This is a genomic window from Candidatus Burkholderia verschuerenii (assembly GCF_001189365.1).
Classification (GTDB): domain Bacteria; phylum Pseudomonadota; class Gammaproteobacteria; order Burkholderiales; family Burkholderiaceae; genus Caballeronia; species Caballeronia verschuerenii.
In genome coordinates, this window is the sequence record NZ_LFJJ01000112.1 from 1 (window position 1) to 17,761 (window position 17,761).

Consider the following 17,761-nt stretch of genomic DNA (forward strand, 5'->3'; position numbering starts at 1 on the left):
ATCGGCGAAGTTCCAAACTCCCAGGAAACCATTCAGATCAATATTGCTTCTGGGAGTTCTGGGAAACACGATCTTCCGGCGGCCCCTTGCCACCCTTGACTTCGACTAATTCTGAAGGGCCGACTAAATACGATTCCCGCCATGCGTGATGCCTTCCGATTCGGATGATGACGTCACCGTATCCGGCCAAATTCAAGGCAAAAAAATCATTTCCCATGCAGAGAATAGGCGCGGACTATACGCATCGCGCATTGGCGACACGCACGTCGCCCGAGAACCGCGTTTGTGATATCGGTTCTCAGGAAGGCGATTTCCTTGCGGGGTGCGACATGAAACGAGGTTCGTTCAGCGAAGCCGGCCGACGCCGCCGGCGGATGTTTCTCAGCAAGGCGCACGTCGCGCTGGCGGCGGCCGGCACGCTCGGCTCGTGCTTCGGCATCGGGATCGCGATCAACGGCGGGCTCGAATTCAACCGGACCAAGCTGTTTGTCGGCGTCGGTCTGATCGCGTTTTCGACGATCCTCTATATATCGATGCTGTTCGTGAAGGACGACGAGCCGTCGTAAATCGATCAGGCAATAAATACCGCCCCTTCTCTCGCGACCGTGAAATATTTTCTGAATGCGCTAAGGTTGGCGCGTCATGAAACCGTAAAAGCAAACACGGCTGTAAAACAAAACCAGAAACCAAACTGAGAGAAATCCATGAAACGCTTCCTCGAGCAATATATCGGCGATACGCGTGGTATTACGGCGATCGAATACGGACTCATCGCGGGCGTGCTCGCGCTCGGTATCATGAGCGCGGTCGGCGGCGTCGCGACGCAAATCAAGGCGGTGTTCACCAGCATCACCGCAGTGCTCCACGGTTGAGCCTCGGGCGCGACGCGCACGGCCTCGCTCTCATCTTTCGCGTCGCGTCTACACTTCTTCATGTCGCTGTATCGTGTTAAACGCAATATTTTTCGTCGGGGTGGCAATCGGCGCGCTTGTTTTCGCCTGCTTGCCGAGCGCGAAGTCATGACCATCTGATCCGTTCGAAGATCAGGAAGACTGACTCCACGCGCATGAAAAAGCCGCTCATCGAGCGGCTTTTTCTTCTCTACACGGACTGCGTGCGATGCAATCAGTCGTCCAGCAGGGACAGATCGCGCACCGCGCCCTTGTCCGCCGACATCACCAGCTTCGCATACGCCTTGAGCGCCGCCGATACTTTGCGCGGACGCGGATTCGCCGGCTTCCAGCCCTTCGCGTTCTGCTCCTCGCGACGGCGCGCGAGTTCGTCGTCGGCGACGAGCACGTCGATCGTGCGATTCGGAATGTCGATGCGAATCTTGTCGCCATTGCGCACGAGGCCGATCGCGCCGCCCGCTGCCGCTTCCGGCGAGCAGTGACCGATCGACAGGCCCGAGGTGCCGCCCGAGAAACGTCCGTCGGTCAGCAGCGCGCAATCCTTGCCCAGACTCTTCGACTTCAGGTAGCTCGTCGGATACAGCATTTCCTGCATGCCGGGGCCGCCCTTCGGACCTTCGTAGCGCACGATCACCACGTCGCCCGCCTTCACCTGATCGTTGAGGATGTGCTCGACCGCTTCATCCTGCGACTCGACCACGTGCGCCGAGCCTTCGAACACGTGAATGCTTTCGTCGACGCCCGCCGTCTTCACGACGCAGCCATCCAGCGCGATATTGCCCGTCAGCACGGCCAGGCCGCCTTCCTTCGAAAACGCGTGCTCGTACGAACGGATGCAGCCTTCCGCGCGATCCGTGTCGAGGCTCGGCCAGCGCGTGTTCTGGCTGAACGCGGTCTGCGTCGGCACGCCGGCGGGACCGGCCATATAGAAGGTCTTGACGGCTTCGTCGTCGGTGAGCTTGACGTCCCACTGCGCGAGCGCCTCTTTCATGCTCGGCGCGTGAACGGTCGGCACGTCGATATGCAGCTTGCCCGCGCGATCCAGCTCGCCCAGGATCGCCATGATCCCGCCCGCGCGATGCACGTCCTCGATGTGGTACTTGTTCGTGTTCGGCGCGACCTTGCACAACTGCGGCACGCTGCGCGACAGGCGATCGATATCCTTCATCGTGAAGTCGATTTCCGCCTCGCGCGCGATCGCCAGCAAGTGCAGGACCGTGTTGGTGGAACCGCCCATCGCGATATCGAGCGTCATCGCGTTTTCGAAGGCCTTGAAGCCGACCGCGCGCGGCAGCACGCGCGCTTCTTCCTGCTCGTAATAACGGCGCGCCAGTTCGACGATGCCGCGTCCCGCGCGCTTGAACAACTGCTCGCGGTCCGCGTGCGTCGCGACGACCGTGCCGTTGCCCGGCAGCGAGAGACCGAGCGCTTCGGTCAGGCAGTTCATCGAGTTGGCCGTGAACATGCCCGAGCACGAGCCGCAGGTCGGGCACGCCGAGCGTTCCACTTCGGCGACTTGCTCGTCGGTGTACGACTGGTCGGCGGCGATCACCATCGCATCGACGAGATCGAGCTTCTTCAGTTCGATGGCCTTCGTCTTTGGATTGGCCAGACGCGTCTTGCCCGCTTCCATCGGGCCGCCGGAGACGAAGATCACCGGAATGTTCAGGCGCATCGCGGCCATCAGCATGCCCGGCGTGATCTTGTCGCAATTGGAGATGCAGACCATCGCGTCGGCACAATGCGCGTTGACCATGTACTCCACCGAATCCGCGATGATGTCGCGGCTCGGCAGCGAGTACAGCATGCCGTCGTGACCCATCGCGATGCCGTCATCGACTGCGATGGTGTTGAATTCCTTGGCGACGCCGCCCGCCGCTTCGATTTCGCGCGCGACCAGCTGGCCGAGATCCTTCAGATGGACGTGGCCCGGCACGAACTGCGTAAACGAGTTGACGACGGCGATGATCGGCTTGGAAAAGTCTTCGTCTTTCATGCCGGTGGCGCGCCACAGCGAGCGCGCCCCCGCCATGTTGCGGCCGGCGGTCGAGGTTTTGGAACGGTATGCGGGCATGGTGGGAAAGTGGTTATATCGCTGAAAGAAAGCGGGCCACCGGAATAAAGGCCCTTGCTCGCCCCGACGAACAACCTCTTGAGTCGCTATCCGGGCAAAGGCGGAATTATCCCATAATCGCTTAAATGCGGGCTTTTCAGGGCTTTCACGAGCATTGTTTCCCGCGCGGATCCACAGGCCTTGCGCCGTCCAGCCGCCGCCGAGATCGCCGATCAGCGCGGCCGCGTCGATCAGGCGCGATTCGCGCACGGTGAGCGCGGTCTGCTCGTTGGTCAGTTGCGTCGCCTGCGCGGTCGCGACGGTCGTGTAATCGACCGTGCCCGCCTGATAATCGTTCAGCGCGACTTCCGCGCCGTGCGTGGCGTCCTTCACGGCCTGATCGATGGCGACCTGCTGTTGCGCGAGGATCCGCAAGCCGGACAAATCGTCCTCGACGTTTTCGAACGCGTTCAGCACCGTCCCACGATAGTTCGCCACCGCCGAATCGTAGGCGGCTTTGGCGGCATCGACTTCGGCGCTGCGTGCGCCGCCGTCGAAGATCGTTTCGCTCGCGCTGCCGCCGAGCGACCACACATAGTTCGCGATGTTCATCAGCCCGGCCAGCGGCGATTGCGTAAAGCCCGCGAGCGCGGACAACGAAATCGTCGGATAGTACGCCGCGACCGCGACGCCGATCGCCGCGTTCTGCGACGCCATCTGCCGCTCGGCCACGGCGATATCCGAGCGGCGCTCGAGCAGCGTCGACGGCACGCCGGCAGGCACATCGGGCAAGACGGGCAGCGTCGCGCCGTGGGCGATGTCGAGCGCTTCGGGATTGCGTCCGGCGAGCACGGCGATCGCATGCTCGTACTTTGCGCTCGATACGCCGAGCGCGATCAGACTCGACTGCGCGGTCTCCAGCTGCGTGTGCGCGGTGATCAGATCCGACGGCGCGATGGTGCCCGCATCGGACTGATTCTGCGTCACGCGCAAGGATGCCTCGTAGGCCCTCACGGTTCGTTGCAACAGCTCGATGTTGGCATCGGCGATGCGCAGATCGATGACCGCTTCGGCGAGCGCCACCTGCTCGGACAGCGTCGCGTTGGCGAGCGTCGCCTGACTCGCCTGCGCGGTAGCCGCGCTTTCTTCGATCGAGCGTCGCACCTTGCCCCAGAAGTCGGGCGCCCAGCTCACTTCGCCTTCCAGCGTGCCCGCGTTGTAGACCGATTGACGCGCGGCGCTCGTGCTCGTGCCCGCACGCTGACGCGTCGCCGAACCGGTTACGCCGAGCGTCGGAAACAGCGAGGCGCGCGCGAGCCGCACATCGGCGAGCGCTTCCTGATAATTTGCCACCGCCTGCCGCACGGTCTGGTTCGATACCGCGACCTGCGGCTCCAGTTCGTCGAGCAGCGGATCGCCGAACGCGGTCCACCAGTCGCCCTTGGGCGCGGCGGCGGCTTCCGGCTGCGCGGGACTCCAGCCGTCGAGTTCTTTCCATGTCGCGGGCACCGAGACCATCGGCCGATGATAATCGGGGCCGACGGCGCAACCGGTCACCATCATGGCGATGCCGATCATCGCGGCGATGCGGCGGATTCGAAGGGTATTCATCGTGATGCCTCGGACGCGGGCCGCCGGTTCCACGGCAGCCGGGCGGACCAGGCGGCGAGCCGCGCGCGCAACCGGTCCAGATTAGAGATAGATGACCGGCGTCGTGTAGAGCGTGAACATCTGGCTGAAGATCAGGCCGCCGATGACCGTCACGCCGAGCGGCTGACGCAAGGCCGCGCCCTGTCCGATGCCGACCGCCAGCGGCACCGCGCCGAGCACGGCGGCGAGCGTCGTCATCAGGATCGGGCGCAGGCGAAGCACGGCCGCATCGTGAATCGCCTGCGCGGCGCGCATGCCGTCGCGGCGCTGCAATTGAATCGCCACGTCGACCATCATGATGCCGTTCTTCTTCACGATGCCGATCAGCAGAATCATGCCGATCATCGCGATGACGGAAAACGACGTGCCGAACACCAGCAGCGCGAGCGTCGCGCCGATGCCGGCGGACGGCAGCGTCGAGAGAATCGTGATCGGATGGATCGTGTTTTCGTAGAGAATGCCGAGCACCAGATAGACGACGCCCAGCGCCGCCGCGATCAGCAGCGGCACCGCGCCCATCGACTGCGAATACGCTTGCGCCGCGCCCGCGAACGCGCCGTGAATCGACGCCGGCATGCCGATTTCCGCGCTCGCCGCAGCGATCGCCTGACCTGCGGCCGACAGCGATCCGCCCGGCGGCAGATTGAACGACAGCGTTGCCGCGACCTGTCCGCCCTGGTGGTTCACCTGCGTCGCCGTGTGACTCGTCGAGAAGCTCGCGAGCGCGGTGAGCGGCACCATCGTTTCGGCGGAAGTGCTGTCGGCGCTGCCGCTCGATGTGCCGCCCTTCGCGTTCGAAATGCTGTTGGTCGTTGTATTTGATTCGGCATCCGAATTAGTCGACGACGTACCGCTCGACGTGGAAGTCGTCGTCGCCACCGCCGATGCCGCCGTCACGCCGCTCACCGTGCTGCCCGACATCTGCGTCTGCGCCGTGCCGTTCGCATTGCCCGCACCCGTCGACAGATACAGCCGATCCAGTTGCTGCGGCACCTGCCAGTATTGCGGCGCGACTTCCATCACCACCGCATATTGATTCAGCGCGTTATAGATGGTCGATACCGTGCGCTGGCCGAGCGCGTCGTACAGCACGTTGTCGATCTGATTCGGATCGAAGCCATAACGCTTCGCCGTCTCGCGATGCACCTGCACCATCGTCTGCAAGCCGTTCTGCTGCAGATCGGAATTCACATCGAGCAGTTGCGCGCGATGCTTGCCCAACGCGGCGACGAGCTTCGGCGTCCACTTGTAAAGTTGATCGGCATCGTCGCCGGTGAGCGTGTACTGATACTCCGCCGCCGATTGCCGTCCGCCCACGCGCAAATCCTGCTGCGCCTACAGGAACAACCGCGCGCCGGACACCGCATCGAGTTTCGGACGCAGACGGTTCACCACCTGCTGCGCGGACGCATGACGCTGCGCCAACGGTTTCAGCGCGATAAACACCATCGCCGTGTTGAGCGCGCGGCCGCCCGTGAAGCCCGCGACCGATTGCACCGCCGGATCCTTCTGCACGATCGCCTGCAATTGCGCGAGCTTTTGCTTCATCGCCGGAAACGAGATGCTTTGATCGGCGATGATCTGTCCCATCAGCGTGCCGTTGTCCTGCTCGGGAAAGAAAGTCGACGGCACATAGCGGAACAACGCGACGTTCGCGACCAGCAGGCCGATCAGCATCAGCACGACCAGCAACGCGTGATCGAGCACGGCGGTGAGCGAGCGCGAATACGCTTGCCGGAAGCGCTCGAACAGCGTGTCGATCCAGCGCGGCTGCTGCGCGTTCGCGTGCACGCGCGGCAGCACGTAGGCGCACATCGCGGGCGTAATGGTCAGCGAGACGACCAGCGAGATCATGATCGCAATCGACAGCGTCACGGCGAACTCGTGAAACAACAGGCCGACGATGCCCGGCATCAGCAGGATCGGCAGAAACACGGCGATCAGCGACAGACTCATCGAGATCACCGTGAACGCCACTTCGCCGCTGCCCTGCAACGCCGCTTCGTGCGGCGGCATGCCGGCTTCGATATGACGCATCACATTTTCCAGCACGACCACCGCATCGTCGACGACGAAGCCCGTGCCGATGGTCAGCGCCATCAGCGAGAGATTGTCGATGCTGTAGCCGAGCAGATACATCGGCCCGAACGTGCCGACGATCGACAGCGGCAACGCGACGGCGGGAATCAGCGCGGATCGCGGCGAGCGCAGAAACACGAACACCACGCCCACGACCAGCAGCACCGCGATAAACAGCGTGCGTCCCGTATCGCCGACGGATGCGCGCACCGATTGCGAATGATCCACGGCAATATGCACTTTCACGTCGCCCGGCAGCGTCGCTTCGATCGACGGCAGCACGCTGCGGATCTGATCGACGGTATTGACGATATTGCCGCCCGGTTGCGGAAACACGATCACCAGCACCGCAGCCTTGCCGTTGTACAGCCCGGCATTGCGGATGCTTTCGTTCGAATCCACGACATCGGCGACATCGCGCAGCATCACGGGCGCATCCTTGCGATACGCAATCACCAGATCGCGATACGGCGCGGCCTTCGATATCTGATCGTTCGACAGCACTTCATAGCGCCGGCCGTTCTGATCGATGTGACCCTTCGCGCTGTCCGCGTTCGCCTCGCTCAGCGATGCGCGCACGTCCTCCAGTCCGATGCCGTAGCTGTTCAGCTTGCCCGGCTGCAGTTCGACGCGCACCGCCGGCAGCGCGCCGCCGCCCACGGTAATCTGCCCGACGCCGGTAATCTGCGATAGCTGCTGCTGGATGACCGAATCGGCGGAATCGTAGAGTTGCGCGGTGGTCAGCGTGTCGGAAGTCAGCGCAAGCACGGCGAGCGGCGCTTCGGCCGGGTTGTACTGGCGATAGGTCGGATTGGCGCGCAGCGTGGTCGGCAGATCGGCGCGCGCGGCTTGGATCGCCGCTTCGACATCGCGGGCCGCGCCGTTGATATCGCGCGTCAGGCCGAACTGGATCACGATCATCGACGTGCCGACCGAGTTGATCGACGTGAGTTCGTTGACGTCGGCGATCGTGCCGAGCCTTTTTTCCAGCGGTTCCGCGACCGTCGACGCCATCGTCTCGGGACTCGCGCCAGCCATCATCGCCTGCACGACGATCACCGGAAACGCCGTGTTCGGCAAGGGCGCGACCGGCAGCCGAAACACCGCGAGCAAGCCCGATAGCGCGATGGCCACCGCGAGCAAGGTCGTCGCGACGGGTCGCCGGATGAAGAGCGCCGAAGGGTTCATCAGGCTTCACCCATCCGGCGCGCGATAGTCACGCAGACGCTGCGCCATGCGATCGAACATCAGATAGATGACGGGCGTCGTGAATAGCGTCAGCACCTGACTCACCGTCAATCCGCCGATGATCGCCAAGCCCAGCGGACGACGCAACTCCGAGCCCGTGCCGCTGCCGAGCAGCATCGGCAGCGCGCCGAGCATCGCGGCGAAAGTGGTCATCAGAATCGGCCGCAAGCGCAGCAGCGATGCCTCGAAGATCGCCTCGCGCGGCGGCTTGCCGTGCTCGCGTTCGGCTTCCAGTGCGAAGTCCACCATCATGATGGCGTTCTTCTTCACGATGCCGATCAACAGCACGATGCCGATAATGCCGATCACATCGAGATCGCTTCCGGCGATCATCAACGCAAGCAATGCGCCGATGCCCGCGGACGGCAGCGTCGAGAGAATCGTCACCGGATGCATGAAGCTTTCGTACAGCACGCCGAGCACGATATACACGGCGATCAGCGCGGCGGCGAGCAGATAGACCTCGCTGGAAAGCGAATCCTCGAAGGCTTGCGCCGCGCCCTGAAACGACACGCTGATCGACGCGGGCAAGGCGAGCGCGTTTTGTGCATCGCGAATCTGCCGCACGGCCGTGCTCAGCGACGCGCCCGGCGCGAGATTGAACGATACCGTCGCCGCCTGAAACTGCGCGAGACGGCTGATCACGAGCGGCGTCTGCGTGATGCGCAGCGTCGCGATCTGACGCAACGGCACTTGTCCGGTCGTGCCGGTCTGCGTCGGCAGATACAGATCGCCGAGCGATTGCACATTGGTCAGCGACTCGGGCTTCGCGACCAGAATCACGCGATGCTGGTCCGACTGCTGAAAGATCGTCGACACGATGCGCTGGCCGAGCGCGTCGTATAGCGCGTTGTCGATGGTCGCGGGCGTAATGCCGTAGCGCGCCGCGAGCTGACGGTTCACGTCGACCTGAATGCCGGGGCCGAACGAATCGAGATCGCTCGTGACGTCGGTGAGATCGTGCAGCACTTTCATCTTCGCGACCAGCGCGGGCACATAGCGTTCGAGCACGGGCTGGCTCGGGCCGCGCAAAGTGAGCTTGTACGCGTTCGGCGAGATCGACGTATCGAGCGTCAAGTCCTGCTCCGGGCGCACGTACAGCTTGATGCCGGGAATATGCGCGGTTTCGTCCGTGAGACGCCGCGAGATATCCTCGGCGCTCGCGGAACGGTCGTCGCGATCGCGCAGGTTGATCAGGAAGCGCCCGTTGTTCAGCGTCGTGTTCGTGCCGTCGATGCCGATATACGAGGTCAGCGAAACCACGTCCGGGTCCTTCAGCACGGCATCGGCGAGCGTCTGCTGACGTTGCGCCATCGCCGCATACGACACCGACTTGTCCGCCACCGTGATGCCTTCGATCACGCCGACGTCCTGAGTCGGAAACAGGCCCTTCGGTATCGCGATGTACATCACGGCAGTCAGCGCGACCGTCAGCAACGCGATCATCAAGGTCAGCATCTGATGATCGAGCACCCAGCGCAGACCGCGTTCGTAGGCGTTTTGCGTGCCGTCGAACACGCGCTCGCTGATGCGCTCGAAACGGCTCGGTGCGCGCTGCGCCTGCGGTCGAAGAATGCGCGCGCACATCATCGGCACGACAGTCAGCGACACCACCGCCGATATCACGATGGTCACCGCCAGCGTCACCGCGAACTCGCTGAAGAGCCGGCCGATCACGCCGCCCATGAACAGCAGCGGAATCAGCACGGCAATGAGCGAAAGCGTCAGCGAGAGAATCATGAAGCCGATCTGCCCCGCGCCCGCGAGCGCGGCATCGAGCGGCGACATGCCTTCTTCCAGATAGCGCACGACGTTCTCGATCATCACGATGGAATCGTCGACGACGAAGCCCGTCGCAATGATCAGCGCCATCAGCGAAAGATTGTCGATCGAGTAGTGCAGTTCGTACATGATCGCGAGCGTGCCGACCAGCGACACCGGCACCGAAATGCTCGGCACGATGGTCGCGGGCACATTGCGCAGAAACACGAAGATCACCGCGACGACCAGCACGACCGCGAGGATCAGTTCATACGCGGCATCGCGCACGGAGGCGCGGATCACGCCGGTACTGTCGGAGATCACCTTCACCTGCATGCCCGCGGGCAACGCGGATTCGAGCACGGGCAACTCGCGGCGAATCTGGTTCACCGTCTGAATGACGTTAGCGCCCGGCTGCCGCTGCACATTCAGCACGATGGCGGGCGTGCGATTGCTCCACGCGCCGCGCTCGACATCTTGCGCGCCTTCGGTCGCGCGCGCGACATCGCGCAGATACACCGGCGAGCCGTTCTGATACGCGATGACCGTGTTCAGATAGTCCTGCGGATCGGTGATCTGATCGTTCGAATTGACGGTGTAATCGAGTTCGGGTCCGTCGTAATTGCCCTTCGGCTGACTCACGTTGACATTCGCGAGCAGCGTGCGCAGATCGTCAAGATTCAGGTTGTACGCGGCGAGTTTGCGCGGATCGGCTTCGACGCGCACGGCAGGCACATGACCGCCCGCCGCCGTCACCAGACCCACGCCCGGCACTTCCGATATCTTCGTGCCGAGCCGATTGTTCGCTACATCCTGCAACTGCGTCAGCGACATCGATTTCGAGGTGATCGCGAGCGTCATGATCGGCTGATCGGCCGGATTCACTTTTGCGTACGTCGGCGGCGCGGGCAGGCCGGTCGGCAGATAGCTGTTGGCCGCGTTGATCGCCTGCTGCACGTCCTGTTCGGCGACATCGAGACTCAAGGACAGATCGAATTGCAGCGTGATCACCGACGCGCCTTCCGAGCTGTACGAGATCATCTGCTGCACGCCGGGAATCTCGCCGAGCCGCACTTCGAGCGGCGCGGTGACGGTCGTTTCCATCACGTTCGGGCTCGCGCCGGGATAGAAGGTCTGCACCTGGATCGTCGGATAATCGACGTCGGGCAAAGACGACACCGGCAGAAAATGCATCGCAACGAAGCCGACCAGCACCATCGCGATCATCAACAGCGACGTCGCGACCGGCCGCAGGATAAACGGGCGGGACAGATTCATGACGCGTGACTTGCCAATGCCGATGCCGATACGCGCACCTTCGCGCCATCGCTCAGGCGATCCATGCCGTCCGTCACCACCGTCGCGCCCGCTGCGAGACCCGATGCGATCACGGTATGCACGCCATCGCTCGCGCCGATGGTGACCTTTGTCACCGACACGGTGTTATCCGCATTCACGCGATACACGAAGTCGCCGGGCGCGCCGCTCTGCACGGCCGCCGTCGGCACCAGCAACGCGCCGTGCAGCGTATCGACCAGCAGCTTCACGTTGACGAACTCGTTCGGGAACAGCCGCTTGTCGTCGTTCGCGAAGTCCGCGCGCAAGGTCACGGTGCCGGTGCTCGTCGTGATCTGATCGCCGATCGCGTACAGCGTGCCGGTGCCGAGCACTTTGGTGTTGTCGCTGCTGTACGCGGTCACGGCGAGTTTCGCGCCGTTTTGATCGTGCTCGAGGATGGAGCCGAGCGAATCCTGCGGCACGCTGAATTCGACCGTGGTCGGCGCAACTGACGTGATGACCGCGATGCCCGGATCGCTCGATGCCGTCACGTAATTGCCCGGATCGACGAGACGCAGGCCCACGCGGCCCGACACCGGCGCGACGATGCGGCAGTACGTCAGATCGAGCTCGTACTGTTTAGTGCTCGCGATATCCGCCTGCACGACGGCTTCGTCCTGCTGCACGGTGAACTGCTGATCGGCGAAGGTCTGTTCGGCGATCGACTTCTGCTGATTCAGACGCGCGTAGCGCGCGAGATCGGCGCGCGCCTGCGCCAGCGACGCGCGGTCCTTCGCGAGTTGCGCCTGCGCCTGCTGCTTGTCGATCTCGTACTGACGCGGATCGATCTGCGCGAGAAACTGTCCTTTGACGACATCCTGCCCTTCCTTGTAGTCGACTTCCGTGAGATAGCCTGACAGTTGCGGCAGCACCGTCACCGTCGCGATCGGCGTGACCGTGCCGAGTGCATTGAGCGTTTCGGGCATGTCGCCTTGCACGGCTTTCGCGACGCTCACCACTTGCGCTTGCGCGCCGCGCGCGGCCGGTTTGCGTCGTATCAGATGCAGCACGGCAAACACGAGCGCGACGATCACGATCAACGCGACCACGATGCGCGGCCAACGCCGCTTCGGCTGTTGCGGCGGCGGAGTGTCGATGGCGGCGCTCATACGCGCTGCCTTGCAAGGAAGGAATCAAGGATGGACATGCGAAGCTCCTCTGCGAGAGCGGATTGAAGACGACGTACCGGGCGGGCAAGATCAAGGCATGCGTCGTAAGCGGACGATAGCCGAGCCTGGCCGCGTGCAGGTTACGCGTTCGTTGCCTCGTAATAATCGGAGGCGCTATGTCATACACGCACGGACGTCAGCACAATGAAGGGCTTCGATATAACGGTAAGGAAACCGAAATATCATCGCGCCTGATATGGACATCGCGAAGACTGTGTAGGTGGAATAGCCCTTAAAAGCAGGCTTTTTGTCCTTTCGCGTTGTTGGTGTAATCGATACCTTCATCAATCAAACCGTACAACATCACGCTGCTTTGCGCCATTGCAGGCGCAACGAATGCCCCCAGGACCGCTGCTGCGACCAGACTCTTCCTCATCTTATATTCTCCAAACATATGTTTTTAAAAATGTCTTGTGGTTTACCTTGGTTTCCCTCGGAAGAAAAGCTTTATGTAGTGCTAACGTAACAACAAACAAACGCGATGAGATTTATCCGTCTATCAGCCCGAGGCGGGCCGATAGACCAGAAGGACTGTGCAGCCAGAGTCGGAGAATGCGGTGTGAGGCGTGCCCGCTGCCCGGATGCAGTATTGTCCTTTGCGATAGCGGTTTTCGTCATCGGCGAACTCTCCGTCGAAAACGAAAATTTCCTCGAGCAGCTCATGCGAGTGAGAAGCAGCGTAGGCTCCCGGAGCGACTTTCATGAGCATCGTCGATTCTCCGGTCGAACGATTCTCAAACAAGGTCACAGTTTCAAAGCCCGGAACCTCCGAGCCCTCCCACTTCAGAGAAGCTGGGTCGAGGAAGCATGACCCAACCGTGTTTTCATCCAACACCGTTCGCTGAACCATGATTTTGCGCCTGGCCCTGGTTACTCGACCATGCGGGGCCCGCCGACATCCGCCGCCGTGGCTTCGAGGCCATGCTCCTTCAGGATTCGGGCGATATCGCCAGATTTGTGCAGCGCTTCGATGTCTGCCGACAGCGCATCGCCCAGGGCTTGATTCGACTTCGTGAACGGGAACGAAGTTTGACCAGGTTGGATGGAGGCCGCCACTCGCTTATCGGGCTTCGCGACGGTGACCTTCATGCCCTTATAGCCCCCCTTCTTTTGGTTGTAGACGGAGACGGCGTAACTGTCAGTGCCGACATCGATTCGGCCGGCTGCCAAATCCTGAGCCATCGCAACCGGATTGGGGTAGATCGTCAGCGAACTCGAGAACACTTTCTGCATATCGGGCGTCCAGAGATATCCCTGGACCGCTCCGACCTTTTTACCTTCCAAGGAAGTGACCGTGTCGAGACCGTCCTTAGAGATGATGCCCAGTTGGTCAAGATACATCGGGCCGCTCAGCCCCAGCACCTTTGCGCGCTCCGCCGTGCGGTACCAGTCGCCCATCGCGATGTCAGCTTTTCCAGACACTACGGATTGGATAACTGCGGCGGCGTCGACGTTCGAGAACGACAGCGTGAGGCATTCCTTTGCGGCGATGAGCTTCAAAATCTCGCCGTCCACCCCCTTCACTTCAGTCTTGCTCACGGGCATCGAGTACGGAGCGAAGTCCCAGCTGGCAACCGAGAGAACGCCCGGTTTGATGGTGCTGAACTTGTGCGCGGGCGTGCAGGCTTCCGCGGCACTTGCAGATGCCGACATGGCCAACGTACAGCTGGCCGACAACAAGATAAGAAGCTTAGTGGCTTTTTTTATTGTCTATCCCTGAGGCGAGTTGTTGGTAAATCTGGCTAATCCGAATCGACGGCGGTTAACGAACTGCGTGTCGACTAAGTCGGCGCTCGAGCGCCGACACTGCAAATGTCGAAGGCACACAGATTGCGGCGAACAACAAGCCGGCCAGTATCAGCACGGGCATGTACTCAAAAGTCGCAGACCCAATGTTCGAAGCTCGACTGACAAGCTCAGGAAGCGCGATGGTGAAGCACAGCGAAGTCGCCTGGAGCATCATGATTGAGAAGCCCAGCAGCGAAGGCAACGCCACCCGCATTCCCTGCGGCACAACCACGTAGCGCAGCGCGTCCAGTCCGTTCAGGCCGATAACTAAAGCTGCTTCCTTCTGCCCGTACGGAACCGCATCAAACCCCGCTCGAATCATTTCGCTCGTGTAGGCGCCGGTACAACACGCCAATGCAACCACGGCGGAGGCGAAGGATGTGAGCGTCAGCCCTGCACTTGGAAGGCCGAAGTAAAAGAACTGAAGCAGAATCAGTGCAGGCGCGCCCCGTCCAATCTCCACGAACGCCAGCGCGACTGTCCGAATCCAACGTGACTTCGCAGTGACCAAGAGCGCCAAGAGGAGCCCCAGCGGAATGCCGATGGCTAAACTCAGCGCTGTAACATTAAGTGACAGCACATACCCATCGAGCAGGTTGGGCAGCCACCCTTTCCATTGTTCGATAAGACCATTCATCGTGACACCCGTGAGCGAAGGCGAAGGTCGGCCCAGCGCGAAAGCCACGCGATAGGAAGACTAAGAGCGATATACAGAAGCGCAGCCGCTCCATAGACACTAAGTCCCTGGAAGGTTTGCTGCGAAACGTGATACGCCTGGAACGCCAGCTCACTCACGCCAATGGTCGACGCCACGGCTGAGTCCTTCAGCAACCCGATGAGATAGGTCGCTCCCGTCGACAAGGCGATGCGAATGAGCTGCGGGAAGACTACATCTCGCAATTGCTGGATTCGGCTCAGATTCAGGACCCGCGCTGCCTCAAACTGGCCTGGATGGATTGCTGTGAGGGCACCGCGATAGACTTCCGACATGTTTGCTGCTGTCACGACGCCCAAGCCTAATGCGGCCGCCACAAACGGACTCATTGAGAAGAGGTCGTTGCCAATACCGAAGAACACGAAAAACAGCCAAACAATCGGTGGGATAGACCGACAGATAACGACAATCCAAGTTGCTATGGCGCGGACCGGGTACCACTTCGAGAGTCGCATGGCACAAAGCGGCAAACCGAGGATTGCACCAAGGATGAACGTCACCAACGTCAAGGCAACAGTCCAAAGCACTCCTTCGATGATAGCTACGATGGTGTCTGACATTTACCGGTCCCTCACAGCGTTGAGGAATTTGGCCGCTCGTTCCGTTGTCGGTCGACGCATCACCTGCTCGCTGGGGCCCTGCTCCAGTATCCGGCCGTCAGCCATGGTGATTACGCGGTCAGAAACGCTCTCAGCGAAGTGCATCTCGTGCGTCACGACAATCATGGTCATCCCCGAAGAAGCGAGCTCCTTCATGACACCGAGCACTTCAAGTCCCAGTTCTGGGTCGAGCGCGGATGTCGGCTCATCGAAGAGCATGATTTCCGGTTCGAGTGCCAATGCGCGTGCAATTGCGATGCGCTGCTGTTGCCCGCCGGAACATCGAACCGGAAACATAGAGGCTTTGCTAGCCAGACCGACTCGCTCCAGCAACTCAAGAGAGCGCTCATCCGCTTCTTTACGGCTGCGCCCCATCGTGCGCTCCTGCGCCAAGCTGACATTGCGCAAAACCGAAAGATGCGGGAAGAGATTGAAGGATTGAAACACCATCCCGATGCGTCGACGCAATGTCACCAACTCACGACGTGCGAGCGTATGCCCGGCTTCGATGGTCACATCCCCGATAGTGACCTTTCCCTCGGTTGGCGGCTCCAGCTGATTGATACAGCGAAGCAACGTGCTCTTTCCCGAACCACTGGGACCGATGATTGCAATCACCTCCCCTGCTTGCATCTCGAAACTCACGTCCTGGAGAACGCGGTGCGGACCGAAGGTTTTGCCAACGTTGTTGACACACAAGATAGGAGGGCCTGAGCTCACCTTGTGACTCCGTCCAGTCCCGGCTTCCAAGGACGGGGAGGCAATGCTATTCATGACTCTTTCTCCATCAACCGATTCACAATCTGCGCTCAAGCTAGCTCGTTCTTGTTCACTGCATTGCTGCAATCGGCGTCAGCGGGGACGAAACACTTCTCGTATTTTTAGGTGTCGACCTATGACGTCATTTAAGATGCAATTGGACTCATTCAAAATACTTTGCTCAAGCGATGCTTTCGCATGACATTGTTCAAAATTCTCATCACGCCATTGACCATCATAGTCTGGATGCCTAACATATGAACCAACTGCGTGTTACCAGTGTTGCCTAGACCGCATCAACTTGTTAAGGATGAAGTCGAGCGATTCGCGCTCCTCCTTACTCAAGCTCTCGAGCATCAACTGTTGCCTATTCACCGCAAGAGGCAGTACTCGTTCGTACAATCGCAGGCCCGCTTCGTTCAAAATAAGCAGACTCTCTCGTCGGTCATTGACGTTGGTCTTTCGTTTGAGCATTTTTCGCTCGACCAACCGATTCACCGCCCTGCTGATGCTGTTCTTCGGCCGACCGGTGACGTCGCAAATCGTCCGTGCAACCATCGACCCGTACGATGCGAGGCAACTAAGAACGTTGAATTCGTCTCGACCGACATCGAACTCCTGCGCGAGTGACGTGAAAATTGGCTCGTTGTAGCAGTTAGCCCACAATGTCAGGCGCCACGCATCGTTGATGGGGCCTCTCGTCACGACAGCGCCAAAAACCTCATCCACATATGTGGTGTATTCGCCGTTCTCGACAGCCGCCTGCTCGGGCAAAGCCTTCGGGTTGCGCTCCACGTCTGTCCCTCCTTGTTCGCGTTCAAAGCGAATCATTCTAGTTTGTGCGTTAGGTCAGTGTGCATCGCAGCGCATTCGAAGGGACTCTAGAACACAGCTATGCTGATACACTGGATCCTTCACTTCGTGCTCCCCGACGGCCGCGCAGAGCACGACAACACCTATTTTTCCCTGAGTGGCAGCCGCGCAGTTAGAAGTTGAGAAGCGCGCTCTTGGAGAACGGTACGGCGCCGTTCGCAGTAGTCAAAACCTGCTCCTCGAGCTTTACACCCTCTTTCCCGCCTTGCTCCCCGATGTAGCTCTCCACGGAGACGACCATATTCTCTTCGAGCACACCGTCGTAACCCCAGGCGTCGAAGTCGACCGCATATGCGACGCTTGGATACTCGTCCACGAGGCCTACGCCGTGGAGCATCATCATGTAACGGTTGTGAACGTAGCGCTCGGGGACAGGCCAGCAGAGCTCAGCAAACTCACGGAAAGACATGCCCGCCTTCAGCAGGCTGACGTTGTACTCAATCTGGTCTGCAGCGAACCCCAGTAGGTCACGCTGGTCGCCAGTCGGTGCCTTACCGGGACAGACGAGGGTTCGAGAGATGTCAGATAACGCGCCACCGGGTCCAACCATATCCGTGTCGAACGCCACCACGTCACCCGGCTCGATGACACGGTTACTCGCATCCTGAAACCACGGGTTCGTGCGCGGCCCCGACGTAAGCAACCGAGATTCGGCCCACTCACCGCCGTGCGCGATGTTCGTCTGGTGAAACGGTAGTGTGCAGAATGATGTGCAAAAACGCTGAGGCGGCAGGAGCGCAGAGGCAGGGGTGGCCGTGGTGTAAGTTGATGAATGTCCAGTTCGTCAACCTGCCCTCGGGAGGGCTTACGCCATGGCC

The 17,761-nt window shown here is 61.0% G+C and carries 14 protein-coding genes and 2 pseudogenes; 3 read left to right on the forward strand and 13 right to left on the reverse strand.

Annotated features, from left to right (window positions below; translation table 11 throughout):
• Window positions 1-329 precede the first annotated feature (329 nt).
• The gene (locus tag BVER_RS18160; protein WP_050454503.1) at window positions 330-566 is read left to right on the forward strand and encodes a hypothetical protein; all 237 of its coding nucleotides are present in this window, start codon (window positions 330-332) and stop codon (window positions 564-566) included.
• Between the two features lie 138 nt (window positions 567-704).
• Complete coding sequence (locus BVER_RS18165; protein WP_050454504.1) at window positions 705-872, forward strand: Flp family type IVb pilin; 168 nt, start codon at window positions 705-707, stop codon at window positions 870-872.
• Window positions 873-1,125: 253 nt separating this feature from the next.
• Here BVER_RS18165 and ilvD read toward each other — a convergent pair whose 3' ends face one another.
• From ilvD to BVER_RS18195, 8 genes and pseudogenes are all read right to left on the reverse strand, one after another.
• Window positions 1,126-2,985: a dihydroxy-acid dehydratase gene (ilvD, locus tag BVER_RS34085; protein ID WP_050454514.1), complete on the reverse strand. Its 1,860-nt coding sequence runs from the start codon at window positions 2,983-2,985 to the stop codon at window positions 1,126-1,128.
• Window positions 2,986-3,189: 204 nt separating this feature from the next.
• Window positions 3,190-4,575 (reverse strand): annotated as a pseudogene (locus tag BVER_RS34090) (efflux transporter outer membrane subunit); the annotation flags it as partial.
• Window positions 4,572-7,881 (reverse strand): annotated as a pseudogene (locus tag BVER_RS18175) (efflux RND transporter permease subunit). The pseudogenes BVER_RS18175 and BVER_RS34090, both read right to left, overlap by 4 nt.
• A 6-nt stretch (window positions 7,882-7,887) precedes the next feature.
• Window positions 7,888-10,980 (reverse strand): efflux RND transporter permease subunit, encoded by a 3,093-nt coding sequence (locus BVER_RS18180; protein WP_050454505.1) that lies wholly within the window; start codon window positions 10,978-10,980, stop codon window positions 7,888-7,890.
• On the reverse strand, window positions 10,977-12,149 hold the full coding sequence (locus BVER_RS18185; RefSeq protein ID WP_050454506.1) for an efflux RND transporter periplasmic adaptor subunit: 1,173 nt from the start codon (window positions 12,147-12,149) through the stop codon (window positions 10,977-10,979). Before BVER_RS18185 ends, BVER_RS18180 begins: the two co-directional genes overlap by 4 nt.
• Before the next feature lie 292 nt (window positions 12,150-12,441).
• A complete protein-coding gene (locus BVER_RS31675) occupies window positions 12,442-12,585 on the reverse strand; it encodes a porin (protein WP_157056116.1) in 144 nt (47 codons plus the stop codon).
• A gap of 123 nt (window positions 12,586-12,708) precedes the next feature.
• Complete coding sequence (locus BVER_RS18190) at window positions 12,709-13,059, reverse strand: cupin domain-containing protein (RefSeq protein ID WP_050454507.1); 351 nt, start codon at window positions 13,057-13,059, stop codon at window positions 12,709-12,711.
• Window positions 13,060-13,079: 20 nt separating this feature from the next.
• Entirely contained in the window at window positions 13,080-13,754 is a 675-nt protein-coding gene (locus BVER_RS18195; protein WP_232316623.1) for a substrate-binding periplasmic protein, read from the reverse strand.
• Here BVER_RS18195 and BVER_RS34095 point away from each other — a divergent pair.
• Window positions 13,741-13,929, forward strand: coding sequence for a hypothetical protein (locus BVER_RS34095; protein ID WP_232316624.1), 189 nt, complete (start codon window positions 13,741-13,743; stop codon window positions 13,927-13,929). The two genes, BVER_RS18195 and BVER_RS34095, sit on opposite strands and share 14 nt — an antisense overlap.
• Window positions 13,930-13,971: 42 nt before the next feature.
• On the opposite strand, the gene BVER_RS18200 is transcribed toward BVER_RS34095, so the two are convergent.
• The 5 genes from BVER_RS18200 to BVER_RS18220 all read right to left on the reverse strand — a co-directional run bounded on the left by BVER_RS18200 (window position 13,972) and on the right by BVER_RS18220 (window position 17,676).
• Window positions 13,972-14,634 carry an amino acid ABC transporter permease gene (locus tag BVER_RS18200; RefSeq protein WP_050454509.1) on the reverse strand — a complete coding sequence of 221 codons (663 nt, stop codon included), beginning with the start codon at window positions 14,632-14,634 and terminating at the stop codon, window positions 13,972-13,974.
• On the reverse strand, window positions 14,631-15,272 hold the full coding sequence (locus tag BVER_RS18205; RefSeq protein ID WP_050454510.1) for an amino acid ABC transporter permease: 642 nt from the start codon (window positions 15,270-15,272) through the stop codon (window positions 14,631-14,633). The genes BVER_RS18200 and BVER_RS18205 overlap by 4 nt, the downstream gene beginning before the upstream one ends.
• Entirely contained in the window at window positions 15,273-16,085 is an 813-nt protein-coding gene (locus BVER_RS18210; RefSeq protein WP_050454512.1) for an amino acid ABC transporter ATP-binding protein, read from the reverse strand.
• A gap of 258 nt (window positions 16,086-16,343) precedes the next feature.
• Window positions 16,344-16,865, reverse strand: coding sequence for a MarR family winged helix-turn-helix transcriptional regulator (locus tag BVER_RS18215; protein WP_198155292.1), 522 nt, complete (start codon window positions 16,863-16,865; stop codon window positions 16,344-16,346).
• Between the two features lie 190 nt (window positions 16,866-17,055).
• On the reverse strand, window positions 17,056-17,676 hold the full coding sequence (locus tag BVER_RS18220) for a M24 family metallopeptidase (RefSeq protein WP_332309125.1): 621 nt from the start codon (window positions 17,674-17,676) through the stop codon (window positions 17,056-17,058).
• Window positions 17,677-17,761: the final 85 nt, after the last annotated feature.